This window comes from Streptomyces amritsarensis (assembly GCF_001953875.1).
Classification (GTDB): domain Bacteria; phylum Actinomycetota; class Actinomycetes; order Streptomycetales; family Streptomycetaceae; genus Streptomyces; species Streptomyces amritsarensis.
This window is the reverse complement of sequence record NZ_MQUR01000008.1, coordinates 115,554-141,800: the sequence shown is the minus strand read 5'-3', so window position 1 is coordinate 141,800 and position 26,247 is coordinate 115,554. Positions and strand designations below refer to the sequence as shown.

The 26,247-nt window shown below is 70.1% G+C and carries 21 protein-coding genes and 2 pseudogenes; 10 read left to right on the top strand and 13 right to left on the bottom strand.

The genetic code is table 11. The annotated features are described in order from the left end of the window. The coding region (locus AVW11_RS06120) for an alpha/beta fold hydrolase (protein WP_143568812.1) at positions 1-248 on the bottom strand (248 nt) is incomplete at its 3' end. A 175-nt stretch (positions 249-423) separates the two neighbouring features. Then, positions 424-1,260, bottom strand: a complete 837-nt coding sequence (locus AVW11_RS06115) for an alpha/beta fold hydrolase (RefSeq protein WP_030838428.1) — start codon at positions 1,258-1,260, stop codon at positions 424-426. 482 nt (positions 1,261-1,742) lie between these two features. On the opposite strand from AVW11_RS06115, the gene AVW11_RS06110 reads away from it, so the two are divergent. The 3 genes from AVW11_RS06110 to AVW11_RS38230 all read left to right on the top strand — a co-directional run bounded on the left by AVW11_RS06110 (position 1,743) and on the right by AVW11_RS38230 (position 6,089). Further along, positions 1,743-2,324, top strand: a complete 582-nt coding sequence (locus AVW11_RS06110; protein ID WP_078095244.1) for a sigma-70 family RNA polymerase sigma factor — start codon at positions 1,743-1,745, stop codon at positions 2,322-2,324. A 1,576-nt stretch (positions 2,325-3,900) separates the two neighbouring features. Next, entirely contained in the window at positions 3,901-5,763 is a 1,863-nt protein-coding gene (locus tag AVW11_RS06100) for a DUF2075 domain-containing protein (RefSeq protein WP_076043443.1), read from the top strand. A 197-nt stretch (positions 5,764-5,960) separates the two neighbouring features. Continuing rightward, complete coding sequence (locus tag AVW11_RS38230; RefSeq protein ID WP_221888720.1) at positions 5,961-6,089, top strand: DUF6408 family protein; 129 nt, start codon at positions 5,961-5,963, stop codon at positions 6,087-6,089. A 52-nt stretch (positions 6,090-6,141) separates the two neighbouring features. On the opposite strand, the gene AVW11_RS06095 is transcribed toward AVW11_RS38230, so the two are convergent. Further along, positions 6,142-8,256: a DUF2075 domain-containing protein gene (locus tag AVW11_RS06095; RefSeq protein WP_076043451.1), complete on the bottom strand. Its 2,115-nt coding sequence runs from the start codon at positions 8,254-8,256 to the stop codon at positions 6,142-6,144. A 322-nt stretch (positions 8,257-8,578) separates the two neighbouring features. Between AVW11_RS06095 and AVW11_RS36370 the strand changes: the two are divergent. The 4 genes and pseudogenes from AVW11_RS36370 to AVW11_RS06075 all read left to right on the top strand — a co-directional run. Continuing rightward, a pseudogene (locus AVW11_RS36370) lies at positions 8,579-9,352 on the top strand (NERD domain-containing protein); the annotation flags it as partial. After that, positions 9,352-9,843: pseudogene (locus AVW11_RS36365) on the top strand (BREX system ATP-binding domain-containing protein); the annotation flags it as partial. The pseudogenes AVW11_RS36370 and AVW11_RS36365, both read left to right, overlap by 1 nt. After that, positions 9,843-12,050, top strand: coding sequence for a DEAD/DEAH box helicase (locus AVW11_RS06080; RefSeq protein ID WP_076043441.1), 2,208 nt, complete (start codon positions 9,843-9,845; stop codon positions 12,048-12,050). The pseudogene AVW11_RS36365 and the gene AVW11_RS06080, both read left to right, overlap by 1 nt. A gap of 195 nt (positions 12,051-12,245) precedes the next feature. After that, complete coding sequence (locus AVW11_RS06075; protein ID WP_076043440.1) at positions 12,246-12,449, top strand: hypothetical protein; 204 nt, start codon at positions 12,246-12,248, stop codon at positions 12,447-12,449. 160 nt (positions 12,450-12,609) lie between these two features. On the opposite strand, the gene AVW11_RS06070 is transcribed toward AVW11_RS06075, so the two are convergent. Next, positions 12,610-13,941 (bottom strand): class I SAM-dependent RNA methyltransferase, encoded by a 1,332-nt coding sequence (locus AVW11_RS06070; protein WP_060177877.1) that lies wholly within the window; start codon positions 13,939-13,941, stop codon positions 12,610-12,612. A 100-nt stretch (positions 13,942-14,041) separates the two neighbouring features. After that, positions 14,042-16,096: an APC family permease gene (locus tag AVW11_RS06065; protein ID WP_030838376.1), complete on the bottom strand. Its 2,055-nt coding sequence runs from the start codon at positions 16,094-16,096 to the stop codon at positions 14,042-14,044. 326 nt (positions 16,097-16,422) lie between these two features. Here AVW11_RS06065 and AVW11_RS06060 point away from each other — a divergent pair, with 326 nt between their 5' ends. Together AVW11_RS06060 and AVW11_RS06055 are read left to right on the top strand one after the other, a co-directional pair. Continuing rightward, positions 16,423-17,091 carry a potassium channel family protein gene (locus AVW11_RS06060; protein ID WP_030838372.1) on the top strand — a complete coding sequence of 223 codons (669 nt, stop codon included), beginning with the start codon at positions 16,423-16,425 and terminating at the stop codon, positions 17,089-17,091. Continuing rightward, positions 17,088-17,750, top strand: a complete 663-nt coding sequence (locus tag AVW11_RS06055) for a potassium channel family protein (RefSeq protein ID WP_030650639.1) — start codon at positions 17,088-17,090, stop codon at positions 17,748-17,750. The genes AVW11_RS06060 and AVW11_RS06055 overlap by 4 nt, the downstream gene beginning before the upstream one ends. Positions 17,751-18,018: 268 nt before the next feature. On the opposite strand, the gene AVW11_RS06050 is transcribed toward AVW11_RS06055, so the two are convergent. The 7 genes from AVW11_RS06050 to AVW11_RS06020 all read right to left on the bottom strand — a co-directional run bounded on the left by AVW11_RS06050 (position 18,019) and on the right by AVW11_RS06020 (position 24,772). Then, positions 18,019-18,750 (bottom strand): DUF3159 domain-containing protein, encoded by a 732-nt coding sequence (locus AVW11_RS06050; RefSeq protein WP_030838369.1) that lies wholly within the window; start codon positions 18,748-18,750, stop codon positions 18,019-18,021. 6 nt (positions 18,751-18,756) lie between these two features. After that, positions 18,757-19,176, bottom strand: coding sequence for an OB-fold nucleic acid binding domain-containing protein (locus tag AVW11_RS06045; protein ID WP_076043439.1), 420 nt, complete (start codon positions 19,174-19,176; stop codon positions 18,757-18,759). Between the two features lie 25 nt (positions 19,177-19,201). Beyond that, positions 19,202-19,888 (bottom strand): response regulator, encoded by a 687-nt coding sequence (locus AVW11_RS06040; RefSeq protein ID WP_030838365.1) that lies wholly within the window; start codon positions 19,886-19,888, stop codon positions 19,202-19,204. Continuing rightward, positions 19,885-22,656: a sensor histidine kinase gene (locus AVW11_RS06035; protein WP_079250527.1), complete on the bottom strand. Its 2,772-nt coding sequence runs from the start codon at positions 22,654-22,656 to the stop codon at positions 19,885-19,887. Before AVW11_RS06035 ends, AVW11_RS06040 begins: the two co-directional genes overlap by 4 nt. Before the next feature lie 199 nt (positions 22,657-22,855). Next, on the bottom strand, positions 22,856-23,641 hold the full coding sequence (locus AVW11_RS06030) for a DUF3710 domain-containing protein (RefSeq protein ID WP_030838361.1): 786 nt from the start codon (positions 23,639-23,641) through the stop codon (positions 22,856-22,858). A gap of 1 nt (position 23,642) precedes the next feature. Continuing rightward, positions 23,643-24,188 carry a dUTP diphosphatase gene (dut, locus tag AVW11_RS06025; RefSeq protein WP_060177878.1) on the bottom strand — a complete coding sequence of 182 codons (546 nt, stop codon included), beginning with the start codon at positions 24,186-24,188 and terminating at the stop codon, positions 23,643-23,645. Continuing rightward, entirely contained in the window at positions 24,188-24,772 is a 585-nt protein-coding gene (locus tag AVW11_RS06020; RefSeq protein WP_060177879.1) for a PaaI family thioesterase, read from the bottom strand. The genes dut and AVW11_RS06020 overlap by 1 nt, the downstream gene beginning before the upstream one ends. A gap of 58 nt (positions 24,773-24,830) precedes the next feature. Here AVW11_RS06020 and AVW11_RS06015 point away from each other — a divergent pair, with 58 nt between their 5' ends. Further along, the gene (locus tag AVW11_RS06015; RefSeq protein WP_076043438.1) at positions 24,831-25,286 is read left to right on the top strand and encodes a DUF3093 domain-containing protein; all 456 of its coding nucleotides are present in this window, start codon (positions 24,831-24,833) and stop codon (positions 25,284-25,286) included. 26 nt (positions 25,287-25,312) lie between these two features. Here the strand turns inward: AVW11_RS06015 and AVW11_RS06010 are convergent, their stop codons facing one another. Continuing rightward, the gene (locus AVW11_RS06010) at positions 25,313-26,242 is read right to left on the bottom strand and encodes a hypothetical protein (RefSeq protein WP_060177880.1); all 930 of its coding nucleotides are present in this window, start codon (positions 26,240-26,242) and stop codon (positions 25,313-25,315) included. Between the last annotated feature and the right edge of the window lie 5 nt (positions 26,243-26,247).

Genomic DNA, 26,247 nt, shown 5'->3' with positions numbered 1-26,247 from the left:
GTGTTCAGGTCGGCGGCGAAGGTGTCGTAGTCGTAGCCGGTGGTGGGCTGGCTGGAGCGGCCGAATCCACGCCGGTCGTAGGTGATGACCCGATGTCCGGCCTCCAGCAGGGCGGCGGCCTGCTTCTCCCAGGAGTGGCCGTCGAGCGGGTAGCCGTGGATCAGCACGACCGGCTGCCCGGTGCCGTGGTCCTCGTAGTAGAGGTCGATGGTGGTGGAGTTCTCCTGGCCGACGGTGATGAACGCCATGGTTGTTGCTGCCTTTCGGTTGGGTTGTGGTGCGAGGTGGTGGTCCGGGTGCGGTCGCAGGCCGGTGCGGGGCCGGTGCGGGCCGTGACTTCGGGTGCTCCGCGTTTCACCCGCCGGTCTGGAAACGGTGGCGGGGTCGAGGTGGTTCACGTGTGCCTGGATCGGCAGGTCTACGTCAGCGGACCGTACGAGCCGCCTTCTCCACGATGCGGGCGACGGCGTCGGGACGCGAGACGGACACCGCGTGCGAGGCGTCGATCTCAACCGTGCGGGCGTGTGCCCGGGCCGACATGAAGCGCTGGGCCGCGACGGGGATGTTCCGGTCCTCGGTGGTGACCAGCGACCAGGAGGGAATCGTCTTCCAGGCGGCACGGGTGGAGTTCTCCTCCAGCGCGGCGGCGGCGATCGGACGCTGGCCGGTCGCCATGAGCCTCGCCTTGTCCGCAGGGACGTCCGCGGCGAACTGCTGGTGGAAGGTGTCCGGCTTGATGAAGACATCGGCTCCCGAAGCTCCGTCGGGCAGTGTGTAGTTCACCGGGGCGATGGCCTGGCCGAGGGTGCTGCCGGGGAACTTGTTCGTCAGGCCCAGCGAGTTCTCGCCCGTGTCGGGCAGGAACGCGGCGATGTAGACGAGCGCCTTGACCTTGCCCTCCAGACCCGTGGCGGCCTGGCTGATGACGGTGCCGCCGTAGGAATGGCCGACCAGGACCACCGGGCCGTCGATGTGCTCGACGACGCTGCGCAGGTAGGCGGCGTCGGTGGCCGGTCCGCGCAGGGGGTTGGCGGCGGCCACCACCGGGTAGCCGGCGCGTTGCAGCCGCTCGACCACCCCGTCCCAGCTGGAGGCGTCGGCGAACGCGCCGTGCTCCAGCACGATCGTCGGCCGGACCGGCTGGCGGGGCGTCGCGCCGGCCGTGCCGGGCAGGGTGACGGTCGTGACGGAAATGCCTACGGCCGCGACGCCGAGCAGGGCGGCCAGACGGGCGGGCCTGGTCGGTCGGGTGATACGCATCTTCGATGTCCTTCTGTGTGAGGGCTGTCGCCCTGAGGGGCGGGTCCGGCAGGGCGAGCCGGCTTCGGCGGGAAACGCAGCACAACGTCGCACTGCCCTTGCTTGAGTTGCGTCCATCACAGGGGCGCGAGACGTGTCCTTGCTGATGGGACAGGGGGGGGCGGGCTCCGGGGCCCGACCGGCCCGGTCGGCTGCCGCCGCAACAGCCGACAGGACTGATGTCCGGTCAGGGCTTGCACGTGCCGGAACACCACTGCTTTCTACGAACCATCCCGGAGTGCGGTTCACCGACGAGGGGAACTCCGCAGAACGAGGAGCGTCCGTGCGACGACGTGCCGAGATCCGAACGGCATGGACCGACAAGCGGCGCGACAAGGAGACGACAAGGTTGCGCAAAGGGGTCCCGCCGAGTGTGGAGCCACTCCCCCGCGCAAGCGGGAGAGCACGCCACGCAACACTCGAACAGAATCGGGCACCACCCCATGAACGGGACCATGAAGGCGGGGACGGCCACCCTCGCTCCGAGTCGGGCACCCCTGCGGCACGTCACTTCGGAGACCGACCACGACGCCTTCGTACGAGACGTCTACGAGCAGTACGGCCCTCTGCTCGTCCGGTACGCCGCGCGGCTGCTGGACGGTGACTGGCACAGGGCGGAGGACATCCTCCAGGAGACCGCGGCGCGCGCCTGGAAACACGCCCGGTTCTTGAGCGCCCGCGGCGAACACCTGCGGCCGTGGCTGTTCACCGTGGTCAGAAACCTGGTCATCGACCACCACCGGGCCCGGCAGGTCCGGCCGTTGGACCTGATGGCGGTCGAGGAGCTGAACGCCTCCTGGGACGCCACTGAGTCCGTGATCACCTCCCATGCGGTGCTGGAGGCGCTGCGGGAGCTGAAGGAGCAGCACCGGACGGTCATCCGTCTCATGTACTACCTGGAGTGCAGCGTGGCCCAGGCGGCCAAGCACCTCGGCATCCCGCCCGGCACCGTCAAGAGCCGCACCTTTTACGCTGTGCGGGCCCTGCGCACGGCATTGGAGAAGCAAGGCGTGCTCGGCACGTAGTCACGGCGCGGACGGGTGGCGCCGGCTCGCTCTCCCCGGGAACCAGAGGTCACACCCGCTGCGGTGCGGCGGGAACGACACCGGGCCGAGCTCGGCGCGAGGGGTACGGGCCGGTGGTTGCCGACCGGCTTCCGGTCATACTTCTCAGCTCGACCACGTGCCAGGCACGGCTTCTGCCCGCCGGTCGGGCGTGGACCGCTCTACCCCACCCACTCGGGCTGCCCACGTGTGCGACCCCTGCGGATATTGCGCACCTCTGGGGGCTCCGCAGTCGGCAACCGACAGGCAGCTTGCCGGACGGCACGCGTGACCTTGTCAGGCGCTGTTCTCCGCCTGGAACATCCAGCGTGCTTCTCCAGTTCGGCCGTCAGTGCGATGAGGAGATCCTGGCTCACGGCGTCCACCGGACCAGTCGCCTCGATTCGCTCCCGAACCCCCCGCCCGTCCGTCCGGACTCACTCCCTAGCGCAGCCGCGATGTACGGCTGCAGAACCCGAGGGGTCAAGCCTCCACGAAGGAAGCCCGCATCCCACGCGCCGAGGCGTACGCGTCAGGCACTTCGAGGCGCAAAAAGCGGCACGGCGCCACGCCCTCCGACTCTCGGAGTATGTGAGCGCCGTACGCCCCCGGGTCGAGACCATGCCCCCAGGCCAGGCCTGGAGCGAAGCCGGAGCATGGATCGACTGGGCGGCAGCCCGCGTGGAGCGTCTCAACCCGCTGAACACCCCGCCCCGGCTGCCGACTTCCCCGCACCACGGGCCGACGATCTCAGGCCCGTCCTCGGGCACTGGAAGACCAGTACCGCACGCTCGGAGGAACGCCAGGTCAGGCGCCCTTCGCGATCGGCTCCAGGATCGCGACGCACTCCACGTGGTGCGTCATCGTTTACCCGTCACAGGAGGAGACCCAAGAAAAACTGCTGGTCAGGGGCGGTTTACCAACTCCCGGGACAACCTCGTCCGGGCCCTGAGCGTCATACGAGCGTCACGAGTCACCGCCGCTTCTCCGTGGCCGGCCGTGGCTCTCACCAGCAGCTGAGCCTGCTGCCGGACGAAGAGCCAACAGTGGCCGTTCGCCAGGCCGCAGAGGCGGCATCCGCACTGCGCACGCTGGCGGAGACCGGGAGGGCGGCGGAAGCCGTCGGGGCTGGCAGGGTCCACGATCAAGCGCTCGCCCGCGCGTACGGGAAGATCGACGGCTCGGACGGGATCACCGGCGATGTGGCGGCCGGGCTGGCCGCAGCCCATCTCGAAGCATGCCTGGTAGCCCACCCCGCCCCGGCGCAGACCGCCGACTGGCTGGTGGATCACTTCCCGAGCAACCTGAACAACGCCACGGATATTTCCCTGTCCGAATGCACGGACGTCCTGAAGGCAACGGGAAACGCAGGCGCGCGAGCGCGCCTGCGGCAGCCCCGCGCGAGAACCCCCAAAGACTGCCGCAGCTTGATCACGCGCTGTCATAAGATGACAGGGACAATCTCAGCGGCCCGCCGGGCTTCCGCTCCACTCCACGTGGAACCGAAGGACATGCCCCCACCCGCACGAGCTACTCCGTGCTGCCTGGGGGCGATTTCTTGCTGTTCCGTGAGTCCGCGGCGTCCTTGGCCGACCGCACGCGCCTCGAGGGGCGGCTGGCGGAGCTGCTGAGCGAGAACTTCCTCCACAGGCACGGCCACAAACCGCACGCTGCGGAGGTTCGCTCCTGGGAGCGGAGCATCCCCGCGCTCACCCACGCTCTGGTCGAAGCGGGTCTCGGTGAGGTCGAGATGCTGCTGGAGTACGGGCTGCCGCTGACGAGCAAGCGCGCGGACGTGATACTGGCCGGGGTGCATCCGGTTTCCGGCGAGCCGTCGTACGTCGTCGTGGAACTCAAACAGTGGACCGAGGCCCAACCAGTGGACGACGATCCACTGCGGTGCAGCGTACCCTCCTACCGCGAGCCGGTACTGAACCCCATCGAGCAGGTACGGGGCTACTGCGACTACCTCGTCTCGTTCAACGGGGCTCTCGAGCAGAACCCCGACTCCGTCACCGGAGTGGCCTTCCTGCACAATGCAGCCGAGGTCAGGGTCGCCGGGCTGCGCGAGGTCGAAGAGGACCACCGCGGTCGCATGTACACCGCCGATCAGCGCGGTGCGTTCCTCGACTACCTGCGCTCGAGGCTGGCCGCCAAGCCGGGCGCTGCCGCCGCCGACGACCTCCTGCAGGCCAGGGTGCGACCGTCCAGGCAACTGATGGCCGTGGCCGCCGACGAGGTCCGCGACCGGGAACAGTTCGTGCTGCTGGACGAGCAGCGGCTCGCCTACGAGACGGTGATGGCCGCAGTCCGCAAGGCCCACCGGTCCAACCGCAAGCAGGTGGTCGTTGTGACCGGTGGGCCCGGGTCCGGCAAGAGCGTGATCGCCCTGTCCGTACTCGGCGACCTGTACCGGCGCGGTGTGTCTGCCCTCCACGCCACCGGCTCGCAGTCTTTTACGAAGACCATGCGCAAGGTCGCGGGTGCCCGCAAGCCCGAGGTCCAGCGTCTGTTCCGCTACTTCAACAGCTTCATGGAGGCCGAGCCCAACGACATCGACGTGCTCGTGTGCGACGAGGCACACCGGCTCCGCAAGACCTCCGCCAACCGCTACACCAAGGCCGCCCTGCGCACCGGACGCCCGCAGGTGGCGGAGCTGATCGACGCGGCCCGGGTCCCGGTGTTCCTCCTCGACCAGCACCAGGTGGTGCGTCCCGGCGAGATGGGCACCGTTGAGCAGATCCGGCGGGTCGCGGCCGAGCAGGAAGTGGACTTCACACTGGTGGAGCTGGACAGCCAGTTCCGGTGCGGAGGCAGCGACGCGTACGTGCTCTGGGTGACCGGTCTCCTGGGCCTGGAGGGCGAGGGACCGGTCGTGTGGGAGCCGGACGGCAAGGTGCAGCTGCTGACGGTGGACAGCCCGCAGGAACTGGAGGACTTCCTCGGTGACAAGCGTGCCCAGGGGTACGGCGCCCGGCTTTCCGCCGGCTACTGCTGGAAGTGGACCACCAAGATCACTCCGGCGATGACGGCGCTGCCCGCGGACGTGGTCATCGGCGACTGGTCGAAGCCGTGGAACCTGTACGGGGACCGATCCCTGCTGGGCGCACCGCCGGCTCCGCTCTGGGCCACTGATCCCGCGGGCTTCGGCCAGGTCGGCTGTGTCTACACCGCCCAGGGCTTCGAGTACGACTGGTCGGGCGTGATCATGGGCCCGGACCTGGTCTGGCGGACAGACCGCTGGGTGGTCGACCGCACCGCCTCGAAGGACCCCTCCTTCACGAAGGCGACGCCTGACGAGGACATCGACCGCCTGATCCGCAACACGTACAAGGTACTCCTGACCCGCGGCATGATCGGAACGGTCGTCTACTCGACGGACCCTGAAACCCGCGAGAAGCTCCGTTCGCTTATTCCCTGAGCCACAGCCGCGGTCAGCGGATAGCATGATCCCGCTGCGCACCTTCCCGGAGGGTACGAGGCTGCGGTTCATGCAAGAGGCCGAACAGGCTGTCGGTAACGAATGGTTGTGCCCGTCGTGTGGCGACACACGACGCGAGCGTGGCTGCCCGGTAGGGCGCCCCCTGCCATTCCGAACTCACAACCTGGAGTGGCCGTATGACCCCCGTCGAGTGCAAGCCTGCGCGTCGTGAGCGGATTCGCGGAATCCTGATCGACATCGCTGCCGGAGTCGTCTCCAGTCTTCTGGTGACGGCACTGACCGCGGTGGCAGACCTGTTCTTCTGAGCAGGTACGTGGCGGGCCCGGAGAGCCCGCCACCCCACAGCCCGGTCCGCTGTCAGAACAGCCGGAGATCGGAGCCCGACGACTTCCCCCGCTTGCGCTTGTTGCGCCTCCCGTTGGCGCGCGGCAGGTGCGGTGTGCGAGCCTCCTTCGGAAGGTTCAGCCAGGTGGGTCGAAGCCCGTGGATCTCCACCTGGCCCACAAGCTTCTTCAGGTACCTGCGGGTTTCCTCGTCCGTGGAGTACAGCACCGTCGCACGGCTCGCCCGGGTCAACAGCACGTGGTACGCCTGTCGGACCAGCCGCGCGAAGTCGTCGTCGGCCACACTCGACGCGCTGACCTTCGGATCCAGCGAACCCGGCACATCGACACGCTTGATGTCCGAATCCGGACCTTCCTTCCGCTCCTTTCCGCGCTGGAACACCCACTGATCGCCACGGCGCACCATGTCATCGCCCATGATCACCCCGCACCAGTCCCATTCCAGGCCCTGCGCCGTGTAGACGCAGCCGATCTGGCCGAGGCCCTTGGGGTGCACGGACCAGATGTCCGACGGCGGCACCCCGCCCGCGCAATAGCTCTCGCTCTTCGCGTTCCACGGCCGGTGCCAGTCCCCGATGCGGACATCGGCCTCCAGACGCTTCTCCTCGCCCACGGGCTCCGTCCAGGGCCAGCAGTACCCCGCGACCATGCGCGCGGACGCGCCGGCCCCGGCCTCCGTCAGGATGATCCGTTCGAGCTCCTCCGGGGTCTCCACCACCTCCACGTGCATCAGTCCGTCCGGCCTCCAGGGCTCCGGCTTCTTGTCCGTCACGCCCAGGACTTCGCGCACCCAGCTGATGTACGAGCCACTGCCACCACAGCGGAACTGCTCGCGCAGTCCGTATTCGATCAGGTCAGCACCTCGGCGCAGGGCCGCATCCTTGATCAGCGCGACGGTTCCGACTTCCTTCGGACGCACGGACTGGCCTTCGTCCAGGAAGAACACCGTCAGGCGTGACGCGTCGAGGAGCTCGTCCACCTGCAGTCCCTTCCCCCAGATCTCCCGCTGCTCCGGCGTCCAGAACCGGTTCGTCGAGCGCTCCCTCAGTCGATGCGCCTCGTCGCAGATCAGCACGTCCACCGGGGGCACCGAGGTGTCGACGAAGTTGCTGAAGTAGGTGAAGGTCTCCCTGAACTGCTTGTCCCCGTATCCGACGTGCTCCTGGATTGCCGCATTGAAAGCCCTGCTCCCGCTGGCGTACTTCACGGTGCGCCCCTGCGCCTCGAGCTGCGCCTTGACCTGCAAGCCGATGGCGCTCTTGCCGGTACCGGCACCACCTGTGACCAGGAAGACCACACGCCTCTCGTCGGGCACCAGCGCGGGACGCTCCGGGTCGGGCAGCACCTTGGCCGCCGCTTCGAGGATCTGGTCCGCGACCACCTTCTGGCGCCCGCGGAGGACGAAGACGGTGTCATCGCCTCGGGACCAGTTCATCGCATCGAGCAGCGGTGTGTTGCGCAGCCCCATGGTCTCCAACATGGTCACGGCCTCGGCCGCGCCGCCCTCGGCGTCGAAGCTCGCCCTGATGTCATCGAGGAGCTGGGCCCGCCGATCAGCCGTGTACACGCGTGCGTAGGCGCCCGTGGGCGCGTCCACGCCGATCAGCGGACGCACCGAGTCGTCCGTGGCGTTGTGCAGGTAGGCGAATCCCCCGCACTCGAATTCGGTGTTCCTGAAGGGGCCCCTGTCGCTCGTGAACGCCTCGTAGTACTCGCGCAACTGCAGCGCGGGATGCTTCTTCGCCCCCATGCCCGCCACGTGGACCCAGTCCGCGGTTGCCTGTTCGATCCTGGTCACCGTCGACCAGCGCTTCAATTCGACGAGCTGCACGGAGGGCCGGTGCTCGTGCGGATGGCGGCCGACGAGTACGACGTCGATCAGCCGGGGTTCCGGCTGGTCGGACTCGTCCATGGTGGCGGCGCACTCGACGACCATTTCCACGTTCCCGCGGTCGGCGGCGACCAGATCGTTCGCGAGGCTGATCAGACTCTCCGCCCAGGCAGAGCGCTCCGTGAGCGAGGCGTCCGAGCCGCGGAAGTACCGCCAGCGCGCAGCGAGGTGCGGCACCATGTGGCGGCGCGCATGCAGGGTGAGCAGATCCTGCGCCGAAAGCTTCAGCAGGAGCATGGACACGAGGTGGTTCCCCCAGGGCACGAGTAGCTCGTGCGGGTGGGGGCATGTCCTCGCGGGGAAGCCCGTCGGGCCGCAATCTGTTCGGTGATCTTAGGGAAAGCATCGGCTGCGGCGTAGCACCGCCCCGGCCCGCGGCCGAAACCACGGCCATGGTGGCCGGATCGCACGCGGCCACCGCCCGGCAGGTCCCTGCCCGCTTCGTCGCAGCTGCCCCTGATGTCGCTGCCCACCGTTAGGATCTGCCGAGAGCTTCCCCCTCCGCCGGATGGCCGAGCCGGTCAGCTCTCAGCAGGAAGCGACGAAGCGGGGGCCGCACATGCGGGAAGGCCGGTGGACCACGGTCACCGAGTCCGAGTACGAGCACGAACACCGCGGCTTGGAGTCCATCCGCGAGAAGCTGCCCGACGCGGATCCCTGGCGGGCCTGGTCGAACTTCACCTTCACCGCGAACACCGGGCACGTCCGCGAGATCGATCTCCTCGTCGTCGCCCCCGGCGGCGTCTGCATGATCGAACTGAAGAACTGGCACGGCTCCCTGACCAGCGAGAACGGCACCTGGGTCCAGACCACGCCCAACGGTCGCCGCGTCACTCACGGCAACCCGCTGCACCTGGTCAACAAGAAGGCCAAGGAGCTGGCCGGGCTGCTCGGCCAGGACGGCAAGCGCGTCTGGGTCGCCGAGGCCGTCTGCTTCACGGCCGACGACCTGCGCGTACGGCTCCCCGCCCACGACGAGAACGGCGTCTACACGATCACCGAGCTGGTCGCGATGCTGAACCAGCCCCCGCGCGACGAGCGCCGGCGGATCACCGCCATCGACTCCCGCGAGATCAAGACCGCCCTGGAGCGGGTCGGCGTCCGCCCCAGCGACGCCCGGTACAAGGTCGGGCCGTACGAGCTGAAGCGGAAGGCCTTCGACTCCGGCGAGACCTGGGCCGACTACCTCGCCGAGCACACCGAGCTGCCCGAGGTCGCCCGCGTCCGCATCTACCTGCGCGAGCGCGACTCGGACGCCTCGATCCGGCAGTCCGTGGAGAGCGCCGCCCGCCGCGAGGCGGCGGTCCTGCGCCGCTTCCGGCACCCCGGTAGCCGGGCTTGGGAAGCGGAATCGGAAGACACCGAGCCTTCTACGACGGGCAGCAGGGGGTTCAGCGGCTCGCTCCTCTCGCCAAGCGCCTCGCCACCGATTTCACCACCGACCCGCGCTTCGACAACCCTCGTGCGGTCCAAGTGCGGCTGCCAGGCTTCACACAGGAGTCGCTGGTCGGCATCGGAGTGACCATCCGGGACCTGTATGCAGAGGGTGCCTCCTCACCGGAACTCGTGAAGTCACTCGCCGACGACGCGTACGTTGCCGACCTCGCGCGCGCGGTGGGCCGAGCCCTCGGGGGGAAGGCAGGAGTGGCTCCCCGGCTGTTCCTCAAGAAACTGGTCGGTGACGTGCTGGACCGCGTCGACCAATTCGAGGACTTCGACCCGCGCCGGCACTATCGGCTGACCGTGACGACCAGCGAACTCACGGACGTGGAGCGCAATCACGCGGCATCCGGATCAGCCGACGACATCGACCTGGACATGTGATGGGCGCAGTCCCGGCGGGGGAGACAGGGTCCGCCCACACCAGCCCCCACCCGGACGGCAGGGACCCCGTCGACCGGCTCGATCCCGTCATCCTCCACCATGTCGTGAACACGCTCGGCTGGCCCGACCTGCGGCCTCTGCAGCGCGCCGCGATCGATCCCCTCATGGACGGCGAGGACGCAGTGCTGCTCGCCCCCACCGCGGGCGGCAAGACCGAGGCAGCGTGCCTGCCGATCCTGTCGGCGATGTCCGCCCGGCGCTGGTCCGGCACGTCCGTTCTCTACCTGTGCCCCCTCAAGGCGCTCCTCAACAACCTGGTCACCCGTGTCGACTCCTACGCCCAGTGGCTCGGCCGCCGGGCCGAGCTGTGGCACGGAGACACCAAGGAGTCTCAGCGAAGGCGCATCCGTACGGATTCACCCGACATCCTCCTCACCACTCCTGAGTCCCTCGAGGCCATGCTCATCGGGGTCAAAACCGACCACGCCCGTCTTCTGGGCGGGATCCGGGCAGTCGTGGTGGACGAGGTGCACGCGTTCGCGGGCGACGACCGAGGCTGGCACCTCCTCGCGGTGCTGGAGCGTCTGGAACAGGTCACCGGACGCCCCATCCAGCGGATCGGTCTCTCTGCCACGGTCGGAAACCCTCAGCAACTGCTCACCTGGCTCCAAGGCTCCGGTGCGGGCAAGCGCCCGGGGCGGGTCGTTGCCCCCGGCCTCACCCTCACGCCGGCTGCGACCCCGACCAGTGCGGGCGGGAGTCTTCGGCCGCCGGGAGAGGTGGAGCTGGACTACGTAGGGTCCCTCGACAACGCGTCCAAGTTGATCGCAGCCCTCCATCGGGGGGAGAAGCGGCTGGTCTTCTGCGAGTCCAGACGTCAGGTGGAGGAGCTGGGAGCAGCCCTGCGGGCACGCGAAGTGACGGTGTTCCTCTCGCACGCCTCCCTCTCGGCCGAGGAAAGAGCCCGTTCGGAACAGGCCTTCGCCGAGGCACGCGACTGCGTCATCGTCTCCACCTCCACACTGGAGCTGGGCATCGACGTGGGCGACCTGGACCGCGTCATCCAGATCGACTCGCCCCGCACCGTGGCCTCCTTCCTCCAGCGCATCGGCCGTACCGGCCGGCGCCCGGGGACCACCCGCAACTGCCTGTTCCTCGCCACCGGCAAGGACACCCTGCTGCAGGCCGCCGCCCTGCTGCTCCTCTGGGGGCGCGGCTGGGTCGAACCGGTCACACCCCCTCCGGAGCCTCGACACCTCGTGGCGCAGCAGTTGCTCGCCGCCACGCTTCAGCAGCACCGCATCGGCGACCAGTCGTGGCAAGGCATGTGGAACGGACTGGCTCCCTTCGACAGATCGGCTTCCCCCATCCTGCGCCACCTGGTGAACGAGGGGTTTCTCGATGAGGACGGCAGCATGCTCTTCATCGGTCCCGAGGCGGAGCGCCGATTCGGCCGGCGTCACTTCATCGAGTTGACTGCTTCGTTCACCGCACCCCCGCAGTTCACGGTGCTGTCCGGCCGTAACGAAATCGGGCAGACGGACCCTTCCGTGTTGACGGAGGAACGGCCGGGACCTCGTCGATTGCTGCTCGGCGGGCGCAGCTGGCAGGTGACGTTCATCGACTGGGGGCGCAAGCGGGCCTTCGTCGAGCCGGCCGATGGTGGCGGCGTCGCCAAATGGACGGGCGGGTCGCTCGCCGGTCTCTCGTACGCTCTGACCCGCTCGATGCGCGACGTACTGCTCGGAGCAGACCCCCTGGTTTCTCTCACCCGTCGGGCCGAGACATGCCTGACCGAGTGGCGCGAGGAGGATGCGCCTCACATCACCGCTTCCGACGGCTCTCTGATCACTCGACTGGGGACGGATGTACGGTGGTGGACGTGGGCCGGCTACCGGGCGAACGCGACGCTCGCCGCCACGCTTCCGTCGATCAGTGACCCCGTCCAAAGGCCGACGGACTGCTACGTGCGGCTACGAGAAGACCTGACACCCGACATGTGGCAAGTGGCTCGTGCAGATGCTGACGGTGGAAACGCACTGGTGCTGCCCGATGTCGACCACCGAGCGGTACACGGCCTGAAGTTCTCAGCAGCGCTACCGCACCGACTCGCGATGGCCACCGTTGCCGCACGACTGGCGGACTTCGACGGAGCGCGCACGACCCTTCAGGGCCCAGTCCGTTTCCATACCGAATCCCTCACGTGAGACGGTCCGCAGGTCTTGATACTGACGGCGATGCCTGACGTCTCCGCATCAAGACGCCAGGCAGGACGGACAGCCAGCAGGTGTGATGGCGTGTTGATCGCCGACCACGCATCGGACGATGTGAACTGATATGCGGATACCTCCGCGGTCGCCGCGACATCGCCCTGCGCGCCCAGCTGAGGAGGTACTCACCGTATGCCCGCCCAGTTCCGCACTCCCTCCACCCGCGGCGGCGATCCCAGCCTCGACCGCCGCAGAGTGCTCTCCGTCAGCGAGAAGGCCGCGGCGCTGAACGTAGTACGCAACCGCCTGCACAGCATCGGTCTGGGCGACTTCGTCATGGCTCTGCACAGCGGACATGGCCGGGCCGATGTGACGGGGCTTCAGAGCGTCATCTGAGCGTCAGCATCCGAAGGCTGCATGGGTGCTGTCAGCGAAGGGCGAGGGCGTTTCCTGCTGAATCCGCAGGTCAAGCGGCTTTCAGCAGTCTCCGGACCGCTTCACTCCTTGCTTGGCTGGAAACACGTCGAGCAAGGAGTGAAGGCCAAGAAACCGCAGGTCAGGACCCTTCCCGGACCGGCTCCAGGATCGCGACGCACTCGACATGGTGCGTCATCGGGAAGAGGTCGAAGACGCGCAGGGTGCGGGGCTTGTAGCCGTGTTCCCTGAAGTAGCCCAGGTCGCGGGCCAGGGCCGCCGGGTCGCAGGCCACGTAGGCGATGCGGCGGGCCGAGAGGCCGGCCACGTGGCGGACCGTCTGCTTGCCCGCGCCCGCGCGCGGGGGGTCCAGGACGACCAGGTCGCACTCCGTGATGCCGGTCTTCGGGAGGACCGTTTCGACCTTGCCCTGTTCGATGCGGACCCGGGGGAAGTCCGCCAGGTTGTGCCGGGCGTCCTCCACCGCGCGCTTCGTCGACTCGATGCCGAGCACCGCGCCGGTCTCGCCGAGGCGCTCGGCGAGGGCTCCCGCGAAGATGCCGACGCCGCAGTACAGGTCGAGGGCCATCTCGCCCTTGCGCGGCATCAGGCCCTGCATGACGGCCTTGATCAGGGTGTCCGCGGCCTGCGGGTGGACCTGCCAGAAGCCGCCCATGCCCACGCGGTAGGTACGGCCGTCCGCGCGCTCGCGGACGAAGGGGCGGCCGTGGACGCGGTGGACGCCGCCGTCCTTCTCCTCCACGCGCAGGACCGAGACCGGCTTGTCGAGTTCGACGAGCGGGAGGCGGCCGCCGGGGCGGGGGGTCAGGACGACCTGCCGGTCGCCCGAGCCGGAGGCGGCGATCGCCTCGACCGTGGCCATCTGGGGCCAGTCCTGCTTCTCGATGCCGAGCTCGCTGACGCCCGGCGCCGCGATCATGCAGTGGTCGATCGGCTCGATCTCGTGCGAGCGGTGCTTGCGCAGGCCGACGGTGCCGTCGGCGTCGACGGCGTACTGCACGCGCGTGCGCCACTGGGGCACCTGCCCGGCCGGCAGCTTGTCGCCCTCGGCCGGCATCACGGTGCCGTCCCAGCCGGCCTCCTCCGCGGTGAGCCCGGCGAGCCGCTTCAGCTGCTCGGCGACGACCTCGCCCTTGAGCCGGCGCTGCGCGCCCGGCTTGGCGTGCTGCCAGTCGCAGCCGCCGCACTTGCCGGGGCCGGCGTACGGGCAGGGGGCCTCGACGCGGTCCTTGGAGGCGTCGAGCACGGTGATCGCGTCGGCGCGCAGGAAGCGGGAGTCGGCGTCGCCCTCGGTGACCTTCGCGACGACCTTCTCGCCGGGCAGGGTGTGGCGGACGAACAGGACGCGTCCCTCGGCGGTCCGGGCGATGCAGTGGCCGCCGTGCGCGACGGGGCCGACCTCGACCTCGTACTCCTCCCCGACCAGTGACTGCTTCTCGTTCTGCTCGGTCATGGCGGGGAGGCTCCAAGGCTAAGAAAGACAAAAAAGTGAAACGGCCGGACGACCGACCCACCAGTTTACGTGGATCTCGTCCGGCCGTTCACCAACCCGTTCAGCCCTTGTCGGTCGGCGCCTTCGGCGGCCGGGGCGTGTCCACCGGACCGCGGCGGACCGAGCCCGGGGCGTTCCACTCCTGGCGCTTCTTCGCCCGCCGCTTGGCGAGCTCCGAGGATTCGAGCTGGTAGGGCACCGAGGTGACCATCACACCGGGGGTGAAGAGCAGCCGGCCCTTGAGGCGCAGGGCGCTCTGGTTGTGCAGCAGGTGCTCCCACCAGCGGCCGACGACGTACTCGGGGATGTACACGCTGACCGCGTCGCGCGGGTTCTCGCTGCGTAGGCCCTTGACGTACTCGACGACCGGGCGGGTGATCTCGCGGTAGGGCGAGTCGAGGATCTTGAGCGGGACGTTGATGCCGCGCCGGTCCCACTCCTCGCGCAGGGCCTTGGTCTCGGCGTGGTCGACGCTGATGCTGACCGCTTCCAGGGTGTCCGATCGGGTGAGCTTGGCGAAGGCCAGGGCGCGCAGCGTGGGCTTGTGCACCTTGGAGACCAGGACGATCGAGTGGACGCGGGAGGGGCGCACGCTGTCGACGCTGGGGCCCTCCGCGGCGGCGATCTCGGCGGAGACCCGGTCGTAGTGCTTCCGGATCGCGGTCATCGTGCCGTAGAAGATCACCATGCCGAGCAGGGCGACCCAGGCGCCGTGCGTGAACTTGGTGGCCAGGACGACGACCAGGACCATGCCGGTGAAGAAGGCGCCGAAGGTGTTGATCGCCCGGGAGCGGTGCATGCGCCGGCGGGCGGCGGCGTCGCGCTCCGTCTTCAGGTGCCGGTTCCAGTGCCGGACCATGCCGATCTGGCTCAGCGTGAAGGACACGAAGACGCCGACGATGTAGAGCTGGATCAGCTTCGTCGAGTCCGCGTCGTAGATCCAGACGAGCAGTATGGCGGCGCCGGCGAGGAGCACGATGCCGTTGGAGAAGGCGAGCCGGTCGCCGCGCGTGTGCAGCTGGCGCGGCAGGTAGCGGTCCTGGGCGAGGATCGAGCCGAGCAGCGGGAAGCCGTTGTACGCGGTGTTCGCGGCCAGGAACAGCACCAGCGCGGTGGCCGTGGCCAGCAGGACGAAGAGGATGCTGCCGTTGCCGAAGACGGCCTCGCCGACCTGGGAGATCACCGGGTCCTGGACGTACTCGGGGCCGACGGGGACGCCGTTGTGCAGCAGGTCCACGGCGGGGTTCTCGGCCATCCGCACGTCGGTTGCCATGGCCAGGCCGATGATCCCGCAGAACATGGTGACGGCCAGGCCGCCCATGAAGGCGAGGGTGGTCGCGGCGTTCTTGCTCTTGGGCTTGCGGAAGGCGGGGACGCCGTTGCTGATCGCCTCGACGCCGGTCAGTGCGGCACAGCCCGAGGAGAAGGCGCGCAGCAGCAGGAAGACCATGGCGAAGCCGGCCAGGCCCGCCTGCTCGGGTTCGATCTCGAAGTCGGCTGTCGGCGCCGACATGGTCTCGCCGAGGACGATGCCCTTCCAGGCACCCCAGCCGATCATGACGAAGACGGCGGCGACGAAGACGTACGTCGGGATCGCGAAGAGCTTGCCGGACTCCTTCACGCCGCGCAGGTTCATCAGCGTCAGCAGAAGGATCATGACGATCGCCGAGAGCACCTTGTGCTCGATGACGAAATGCACGGCGGAGCCGAGATTCTCCACTCCGGAGGAAATCGACACGGCGACGGTCAGGACGTAGTCGACGAGCAGGGCGCTCGCCACGGTCAGGCCGGCCCGGGGGCCGAGGTTGGTGTTGGCCACCTCGTAGTCGCCGCCACCGCTGGGGTAGGCGTGGACGTTCTGCCGGTAGGAGGCGACGACGGTGAACATCAGCACCACGACCGCGAGGGCGATCCAGGGGCTGTACTGGTACGCGGAGACGCCCGCGATCGACAGGACCAGCAGGACCTCGCCCGGCGCGTAGGCCACGGACGAGAGAGGGTCGGACGCGAAGACTGGAAGGGCGATCCGCTTGGGAAGCAGGGTTTCCCCGAGGCGGTCGCTGCGTAGCGCCCGGCCGATCAGGATCCGTTTGGGCACGTCGGTCAGTTTGGACACGCAGAGGATCGTAAGCGTTCGAAATCAGACTGACGAACCCCCCACCCCCTCATACCGCAATCCCGTTGCATTTCCTCCCCGACCGCACCACGACCGCACCACGAAAAGAGCCCGGTGGATCTCCGGCGGGCCCCTGGTGGATCTCCGACGGGCCTCCGGCAGGGCCCCGATGCGCTCGGAGGCGCTCGGATGCGTCCCGACAAGCCCCAAGAGGCCACACCCATGACCGCCCGTGTGTAGCTTGGGCCGTGGTCTGAGACCCTGTTAAACCAGAGCATGCAATGAGGCTGGGAACCAGCGAGTCGCTGACAGCCGGAAGGACGGCCGTGCACATCGTCATCATGGGTTGCGGAAGAGTGGGCTCCGCCCTCGCGCAAACCCTGGAACAGCAGGGTCATACGGTCGCAGTCGTCGACCAGGACCCCACCGCATTCCGCCGGCTCGGCGCCGGTTTCGGCGGCCGCCGCGTCACCGGGGTCGGCTTCGACCAGGACACCCTGCGGGAGGCGGGAATCGAGGACGCGGGCGCGTTCGCGGCCGTCAGCAGTGGTGACAATTCCAACATCATCGCCGCCCGGGTGGCCCGTGAGATGTTCGGTGTGGAGAACGTCGCCGCGCGCATCTACGACCCCAAGCGCGCCGAGGTCTACCAGCGCCTGGGCATCCCCACCGTCGCCACCGTGCGGTGGACCGCCGACCAGATGCTGCGCCGGCTGCTGCCGTCGGGCGCCGAGCCGCTGTGGCGGGACCCGAGCGGCGGGGTGCAGCTCGCCGAGGTGCACACCTCCCCCGCCTGGATCGGCCACAAGGTCAGCAAGATCCAGGACGAGACCGGCGTCCGTGTCGCGTTCCTCACGCGGCTGGGCGAGGCGATGCTGCCGACGTCGCAGACGGTGTTGCAGGAGGGCGACCTCGTCCACGTGATGATGCGCACGGACGAGATCGACAAGGTCGAGGCGGCTTTCGCCGAGGGGCCTGAGGAGGCACACGCATGAGGGTCGCTATCGCCGGGGCGGGCGCGGTGGGCCGCTCCATCGCGGGCGAACTGCTGGAGAACGGCCACGAGGTGCTCCTCGTCGACAAGGCGCCGACCGCCATCTCGGTGGAGCGGGTGCCGCAGGCCGAGTGGCTGCTGGCCGACGCCTGCGAGATCACCTCGCTGGACGAGGCGGCGCTGCAGCGCTGCAACGTGGTCATCGCGGCGACCGGCGACGACAAGGTCAACCTCGTCGTCTCGCTGCTCGCGAAGACCGAGTACGGGGTGCCGCGGGTGGTGGCCCGCGTCAACAACCCGAAGAACGAGTGGCTCTTCAACGAGTCGTGGGGCGTGGACGTCGCGGTCTCCACGCCGCGCCTGATGTCGGCCCTGGTCGAGGAGGCCGTGAGCGTCGGCGACCTGGTACGGCTGCTGCGCTTCAGCCACGGCGACGCGAACCTGGTCGAGCTGACCCTGCCGGCCGACTCCTCGGTCGCGGGTACGCAGATCAGCGAGATCAGCTGGCCCGAGGACACCTCGCTGGTCACGATCATCCGGGGCAACCGGGTGCTGACGCCGCACGGCGAGGAGACCCTGGAGCCCGGCGACGAGCTGCTCTTCGTGGCCGCCCAGGCCCGTGAGGAGCAGCTGGAGGACCTCCTCCAGGCCCGCCGCTAGCCCCGGCCCTGCGGGCACGCTCGACGGACGAAGGGGGCGCACCCTGCCGGGTGCGCCCCCTTCGGGCTTCCCCGGCCCGGGCAGGGGAAGCGCCGCGCGAAGCCGGGGACCGGGCTGGGGGGCAGTGGTGCGCGGTGGGGCGGCGCCCCGGCAGTGGCCGCAGGCGCCGAGCCGGGGCACCGGGACACCGGGACACCCCCGGAACAGCCGGAGGGGACGGGCCCAGGCCACATGGCCGGGTCCGTCCCCTGCGTGTGTTGTCCGCCGGTCAGGCCTTCCGGTGGGACGGCGCCTTGCGGGCCTCCTCGGCGGCCTCCTTGGCCTCCCACTCCGCGATCACGTCGATCGGCGGCGGCGCCTTCGCCAGGAAGACCCACGTGAAGTACACCGCGAGCACCATCGGTGGGAGCTTCAGCGCGATCAGCACCCAGCCCAGCTGCGTCGCGTCGCCCCACCAGTACAGCGGGAAGAGGATCGCGTACTTGGCGAGGAAGATCAGCCCCCAGGCCAGGCTGGCCTTGGTGTACGCCTTCTTGCGCCCCGGGTTGCGGGTGCGCCAGGACAGGTTCTCCTTGAAGACCGGTCCGAGGATCACGCCCAGCAGCGGGAAGCCCACCAGTGCCGAGATCGTGAAGGCCAGGCCCAGGCAGACTCCGTAGATCATGCCCGGCAGGTAGAAGCCCTTCGCGCTGCCCGTGAACAGGGCGAAGGCCACACCGACGCCCACCCCGAACACCCCGCTGAAGGCGTGCTTGACGGTGTCCTTGCGCAGCAGCCGCACGATCACCAGCAGCACGGCGACCGCGCCCGCCGCGATGGCGGACATCTTCACGTCCTTGTTGACCGTGTAGATCATCACGAAGAGCAGCCCGGGGAGCATCGTCTCGATGGTGCCCCGGACACCTCCGAACGCGTCGAACAGCGCCGCCTGCGTCACGGCCTTCTGGTCCTCGGACGGCTCGGCGCCGGGCTCCGGGTTGGTCGGTTTGTCGAGTGACATCGCCGGTTACTGCTCCTGTCCGAGCGGTCGGAGTTCGTACTTCGGGTTGAACAGCACCCGACGGCCGTGACTCAGGGAGATGCGCCCGGAGGCGATCATGCGTCGCCCGGGCTCGATTCCCACGATCGAGCGACGCCCGAGCCAGACCACGTCCAGTGCGCCGGAGCCGTCGAAGAGCTCGGCCTCCAGGGCGGGGACGCCGGCCCGCGGCCGCAAGGTGACCGTGCGGAGGGTGCCGGTCACCTTGACTATCTGGCGGTCGTCGCAGTCGCAGATGCGCGTACACCCTGCGGCTTCTGCGTCCTCCTGCAGCTCCGCGGAATGCAGCTCCTCCTGCGAGGACGACAGCCGCTCGATCATCCGGCGGAACCGGCCCGCCGGCCTGGCCGGCTTCGCGGGCTTCTCGGGACGCGGTTCAGCACTCATACAGGAAAGCCTACCGGCGCGCCCACTACCTCTCGAAGCGGTATCCCATGCCCGGTTCGGTGATGAAGTGCCGCGGATGCGAGGGGTCCGCCTCCAGCTTGCGCCGCAACTGGGCCATGTAGACCCGCAGGTAGTTCGTCTCGGTGCCGTACGAGGGCCCCCAGACCTCCTGGAGCAGCTGCTTCTGGCTGACCAGCTTGCCGCCGTTGCGGACCAGTACCTCCAGCAGGTGCCACTCGGTGGGGGTCAGCCGTACGTCTCGCCCCTCGCGCACCGCTTTCTTGGCGGCCAGGTCCACCGTGAAGTTCTCGGTGGCCACGACCACCTCGTCCTCGCCGGACCCGGCGGACGGCTCGGCCCGGCGGACGGCGGCGCGCAGCCTGGCCAGCAGCTCGTCCATGCCGAAGGGCTTGGTGACGTAGTCGTCGGCGCCCGCGTCCAGGGCCTCGACCTTCTCGTCGGAGCTGTGCCGGGCGGAGAGGACCAGGATCGGCACGCGGGTCCAGCCCCGCAGCCCCTTGATCACCTCCACGCCGTCCATGTCCGGCAGGCCGAGGTCGAGGACGACCACGTCGGGGTGGCGGGCCGCCGCGAGCTCCAGTGCGCTCGCGCCGTCGGCGGCGGCGTCGACCTCGTACTTGCGTGCCTTCAGATTGATCACGAGGGCTCGGACGATCTGCGGCTCGTCGTCCACCACGAGCACCCGGGTCATTGAGGTCCTGCCTTCTGTCGCGTCCTGCGGTCACGGTCGTGACCGGTTTCCAGTGGGCGGCCCGTCCTGGCGCGGTCCGCGCCGCGGGCTCCCGTTGCCGCGGGGGCGTCCGCCCCGGCGTATCCGGGGGCGTCGGCCCCGGCGTGTCCGGGGACGTCTGCCCCCGCGTGTCCGGGGGCGTCGGCCCCGGAGTGTCCGTGTGTCTCTCCCGGCCCGCGTCCGCCGCCGTGTCCGGCGTCCACCGTGCCGTGCGCCGGTTCCGGGCCGCGGGGCACCGCTCGCAGGGTGAGCACCATGGTCAGCCCGCCGCCGGGGGTGTCCTCGGCGGCGAGCGTGCCGTTCATGGATTCGGCGAAGCCGCGGGCGACGGCCAGGCCGAGGCCCACTCCGGCGCCGCGCGGGGCGTCACCGTACCGCTGGAAGGGGGCGAAGATCCGGTCCTTGGCCTCGTCGGGGACCCCCGGCCCGCGGTCGACGACCCGCACCTCGACCCGGTCGTCGAGGCAGCTGGCCGCCACCAGGACCGGTTCGCCGGGCGGGCTGTACTTGACGGCGTTCTCCACGACGTTGGCCACGGCCCGCTCCAGCAGCCCTGGATCCACCGCCACCATCGGCAGCGCCTCGGGCACGTCCAGCAGCACGCTGTCCTCCGGTACGCCGCCCAGCGCCATCGGGACCACCTCGTCGAGGTCGATCTCCCGGATCAGCGGGGTGACGGTCCCGGTCTGCAGCCGTGACATGTCCAGCAGGTTGCCCACGAGGTGGTCGAGGCGGTCGGCGCCGTCCTCGATGCCCTCCAGGAGCTCGGCGCGGTCCTCCTCGGACCATTCCACGTCGTCGGAGCGCAGTGAGGTCACGGAGGCCTTGATGGAGGCGAGCGGTGTACGCAGGTCATGGCTGACGGCGGCCAGCAGTGCGGTCCGGATCCGGTTGCCCTCGGCCTGCCGGCGGGCCTCCTCGGCCTCGCCGACCAGCCGCTGGCGGTCCAGGACCACGGCCGCCTGGGCGGCGAAGGCGCCGAGCACCCGGCGGTCCTCGGCGGGCAGGACCCGCCCGGACAGGGCCAGCGCCATGTGGTCGCCTATGGGCATGTCCACATCGGCGTCCTCGGGCCGGGCGGCCGGGGCGGGGCCGACGCTGCCGGCCGGTTTCCAGGGCTCCAGGTCGTCGGCCCGCTCCAGCAGGGCCACCGACTCCATGGCGAAGGTCTCGCGCACCCGCTCCAGCAGCGCGTCCAGCGTGGTCTCGCCCCGCAGCACGCTCCCGGCGAGGAAGGAGAGGATCTCGGACTCGGCGCGCAGCCGGGCGGCCTGGTGGGTGCGGCGGGCGGCCAGGTCCACCACCGAGGCCACCGAGACGGCCACGCCGAAGAAGACCGTGATGGCGACGATGTTGCGGGGGTCGGACACCGTGAGGCGGTGCAGCGGTGGTGCGAAGAAGTAGTTCAACAGCAGCGAGCCGAGGGCGGCGGAGGCCAGGGCCGGCCAGAGCCCGCCCAGCAGCGCGGCGGCCACCGTCAGCGCCAGGAACAGCAGCATGTCGTTGGCGAGCCCGAGGTCGGCCTCGATGTGCGTCAGCAGCAGGCACAGCAGCACCGGGAGGACCGTTCCCACCACCCAGCCGGCCAGGATGCGGTTGCGGCCGAGCCGGGCCGCCGAGCGGGCGACGGGCAGGCCGCGCCCCTTGGCGGCCTCCTCGTGCGTGACGATGTGGACGTCGAGGTCGGGTCCCGAGTCGCGGGCCACGCCGGCGCCGACGCCGGGGCCGAAGACGTACTGCCAGGAGCGCCGGCGGCTGGAGCCGAGCACGATCTGGGTGGCGTTGACCCCGCGCGCGAAGGCGAGCAGGGCGTCGGGGATGTTGTCGCCGATGACGTGGTGAAACGTTCCTCCGAGGTCTTCGACCAGCGTCCGCTGGACCGCGAGCTCCTTCGGCGAGGCGGCGGTCAGGCCGTCGCTGCGGGCGATGTAGACGGCGAGGATCTCACTGCCCGAGCCCTTGGCGGCCATCCGCGAGGCGCGCCGGATGAGGGTGCGCCCCTCGGGCCCGCCGGTGAGGCCGACGACGATCCGCTCCCGGGCCTGCCAGGTCGTGCGGATGCCGTGTTCGCCCCGGTACTGCTGGAGGTACTCGTCCGCCCGGTCGGCCACCCACAGCAGTGCGAGCTCGCGCAGGGCGGTGAGGTTGCCCGGCCGGAAGTAGTTGGAGAGGGCCGCGTCGACCTTCTCGGGCGTGTAGATGTTCCCGTGCGCCATGCGCCGGCGCAGGGCCTGAGGGGACATGTCGACGAGCTCGACCTGGTCGGCCCGGCGGACGACCTCGTCGGGCACGGTCTCCCGCTGCCGCACCCCGGTGATCGCCTCGACCACGTCCCCGAGGGACTCCAGGTGCTGGATGTTGACGGTGGACACGACGTCGATGCCGGCCCGCAGCAGCTCCTCCACGTCCTGCCAGCGCTTGGCGTTGCGCGAGCCGGGGACGTTGGTGTGCGCGAGCTCGTCCACGAGCGCTACGGCGGGCCGGCGGGCGAGGAGTGCGTCGACGTCCATCTCGGTGAAGGTGGCGCCGCGGTAGGTCAGGGTCCTGCGCTCCACCTGTTCGAGGCCGTGGAGCATGACCTCCGTGCGCGGCCGCCCGTGGTGCTCGACGAAGCCGACGACGCAGTCCGCGCCCCGCTCGGTCCTGCGGTGCCCCTCGGAGAGCATCGCGTAGGTCTTGCCCACGCCGGGTGCCGCGCCGAGATAGATCCTGAGCTTGCCGCGTCCCATGGGCTCATTCTCGGGGACGTCCGGGCCGAGCACGCACCGATCCCGCCCCCGTGGCCGATCCCTGACGGATCTCTGACGCCGTCGGCGGGGCCCCGGCGCGGTACGCGAAAGCCGGTGGGCCCCACCCCGTAGGTGCAGGGCCCACCGGCCGGAAACACGACACGTCCCCCTGTGCGCGGGGGCGTCCGGGGTCTGCGGGTCAGCGGACCTCGGTGATCTCCGGGCCGCGCTCGAGCTGGCCCATGCCGCCGCCGAAGCGGGAGCCTTCCTGCTCCTCCGTCTGCACGCCGTCCGGCACCATCTGGGCGTCGTTCGGCAGCTTCAGGACGATCGGGTCGCGCGGGGCCATCGGGCCGTCGCCGCGGACGACGACGGTGTCCCGGAAGATCTGCTCCAGCACGCCCGCCGACTCGGGGCGCACCGCGCCCTGGCCGGAGATGACGCCCCGCAGGAACCAGCGCGGGCCGTCGACGCCGACGAAGCGGACCAGCTGGGCGCCGGTCTGCCCGTCCGGCAGCGGGACGGGAACCTGCGCGCGCAGCTCCCAGCCCAGCGCGCCCTGGACCTCGTCGATGATGCCGCCCTGCTGGGTGATGCCCGCGGCGATCTCGTCGCGGACCTCGCCCCAGATGCCCTCCTTCTTGGGCGCGGCGAAGGCCTGCAGCTGCACGGCGCTGTCGCCGAGCACCACGGTGGCGGCCACGATGGCGTCCCCGGCGACCTCGACGCGCAGTTCCATGCCGTCGACACCGGGCACGAAGATGCCGCCCAGGTCGACCCGGCCGTCGGCCGGGTTCCCGAGCACCTCGGACACGTCCCAGGGGCCGTCCGGCCGCGGGGCGGGGGGCAGGTTGATGCGGCGCGGCGCGGCAGCGCCGTCCGACTCGACCGCGTCGTCCTGCTCAGCGGCGGCGACGCCGTCTACGACCTGCTCGGCCGCGCCGCCGTCCTTGGCGGAGTCGTTCTTCTTGCGACGTCCGAACACGTCACTGTCCTTCCCGGTCGGTTACGACCGAAGCGTAGCCATTCCCACCCTGCTGACCAGCCCCGGATCCGGCCACGGCCGCATGACCGCCGGTGGAGCCGAAGCCCCCCTCGGCCCGGGCCGAGCCGGGAAGTTCCGCCACCTCGTGGAAGCGCACCTTCTCGACCCGCTGGACAACCAGCTGGGCAATGCGGTCGAAACGCTCGAACCGGACGCTCTCGCGAGGGTCGAGATTGACCACGATCACCTTGATCTCTCCACGGTACCCGGCATCCACCGTCCCCGGGGCATTCACGAGCGCGAGCCCGCAGCGTGCGGCCAGACCCGAACGCGGGTGCACGAAGGCCGCGTACCCGTCGGGCAGGGCGATCGCGACCCCGGTGGGCAGCACCGCGCGCTCGCCGGGCTCCAGTACGGCGGCCTCGGTGGTGACCAGGTCGCAGCCGGCGTCACCGGGGTGCCCGTACGCCGGGACGGGAACCTCCGGGTCGACGCGGCGGATCAGCACGTCCACGTCATGGCGGGATCCGTTGTTGTTCAGGGACATCAGGGGTTCACCTCAAAGGCGCGTGCGCGCCTGACCTGGTCCGGGTCGGCCATGGCCGCCTGGATCTCCTCGGGCCGTCCGTTGTCGATGAAGTGGTCGACCTTCACTTCGATGAAGAGCGCGTCGGCGCGGACCGCGACCTCGCCCTCCGGCCCGCCTATCCGGCCCACCGCCGTGCAGTAGATCTTGCGGCCGGCGACGGCGGTGACCTCGGCGTCCAGGTGCAGCAGGGTGCCCACCGGCACCGGCCGCACGAAGTCCGTCTCCAGCCGTCCGGTCACGGCGATGACCCGCAGCAGCCAGTTCAGCGAGCCCAGCGTCTCGTCGAGTGCGGTGGCGAGCACGCCGCCGTGGGCGAGCCCGGGCGCGCCCTGGTGGGCGGGCTTGACGGTGAACTCGGCGGTGACGCGCACGCCCTCGCCGGCCCGGGCCTCCAGGTGGAGTCCGTGCGGCTGTCCACCGCCGCAGCCGAAACAGTGCTCGTAGTGGGCACCGAGGAGCTCGCCGGGTGCCGGCGCGTCGGGATGCCGGACCGGTGCGGCGGCATCGGCCGGGGGCGTCAACGCTGTGTTTCGTCCACTCACAGCCGCAGACCTTACCCGCGCGGCTACCCGCCGGTCGCCTCGTGGCAGGCTTGAGCACATGCAGCTCTCCACCGCGCACCACGACGAACGCCTGACCGCCCCCCGCTCCTGGTGGGGCATCGCCGTCTTGACCGGCCTCGCGGGCGCGCTGATGCTGCTGCCCCTGGGGACGCTGCCGCTGCTGGCCGGCCTCGTCGGCGGCACCGCGCTGGCCGGGCTGGTGGTGAGCTCGTACGGCTCCGCGCGCGTGCGCGTGGTGAACGGCGCGCTGGCCGCGGGCGACGCGCGGATCCCGGTGTCGGCACTGGGCGAGCCGGAGATCCTCGACGCCGAGGAGGCGCGCGCCTGGCGCACGTACAAGGCGGACCCCCGGGCCTTCATGCTGATGCGCAGCTACGTGCCGACGGCGGTCCGCATCGAGGTCACCGACCCCGCCGACCCGACCCCGTACGTCTACCTCTCCACCCGCGAGCCGCAGGCCCTGGTCTCGGCCCTGCGCGCGGCGCGCGGCTAGCCCGGCGTCCGCCCGGTGGGGCGGCGTCAGTCCAGCGGAGCCGAGCCGCGTCCCTCCAGGGCGGCTCTGGTGGCCTCGGGAAGGGGCTCCACGGGCCGTTCCAGGGGCGGCAGGGCGCGCAGGGCCTCCCAGGCCACCGCCTGCCTGCGCAGGTCCCCACGGACCTTCTCGGCGAGTTTGCGGGTGTCGCGGCGGTTCATCACCGCACCGACCGCCGCGCCCACCATGAACGGCATGAGGTTCGGCAGGCTGCGGATCATCCGCTTCATGATCTGCTGGCGCAGTTCGCGCTTCATCTGCCCGCCGAGGGCGGCGTTCAGCGTCGTGGGTTTGGTGAGGTCGACGCCGCGCTCCTGCGTCCACGCGGTCAGGTAGGCGAAGGTGCGCTCCTTGAGGTTGCCGTGCGGCCGCTGGCCGTAGACCTCGTGGAGTTCCGCGACGAGCTTCAGCTCGATGGCCGCGACGCCGGTGATCTCCGCCGCGAGTTCGGCGGGCATCGCGGGCGGCACGGGCAGCATGGCGGCCGCGCCGATGCTGGCGCCGACGGTCGCCGAAGCGGCGCTGGCGCCCGCGATCAGCTTGTCGGCGAGCTGGTCGGGGCCGAGGCCGGGGAACTGCGCCCGCAGCGTCGCGAGGTCCCGGACCGGAACGCGCGGTGCGTTCTCGATGATCCTGTCGGTGACGTAGAGGGCGGCGCCGCGCACGCCTTCGCCGCCCTTGCGCACACCGTTCTTGACGGCTTGCAGCCGACCGCTCCCGGCAGCGCGCCAAGACCTCTCGCCGGGCTCCGCGCCCGACGCCGCCGGAGCGGTGTCGGAGGGAACGGCGAGTGCCGCACTGGCGGAGCCGCCGGGGGCTTCGGGACCCGTCTCCGGGTCCGTGGTCACCACCTGCGCCTCCGCCGGATCACCCTGCTTTCGGAAGGGGCGCCTCCGAAAGGGTGTCGAGCCAGCCACGGCCG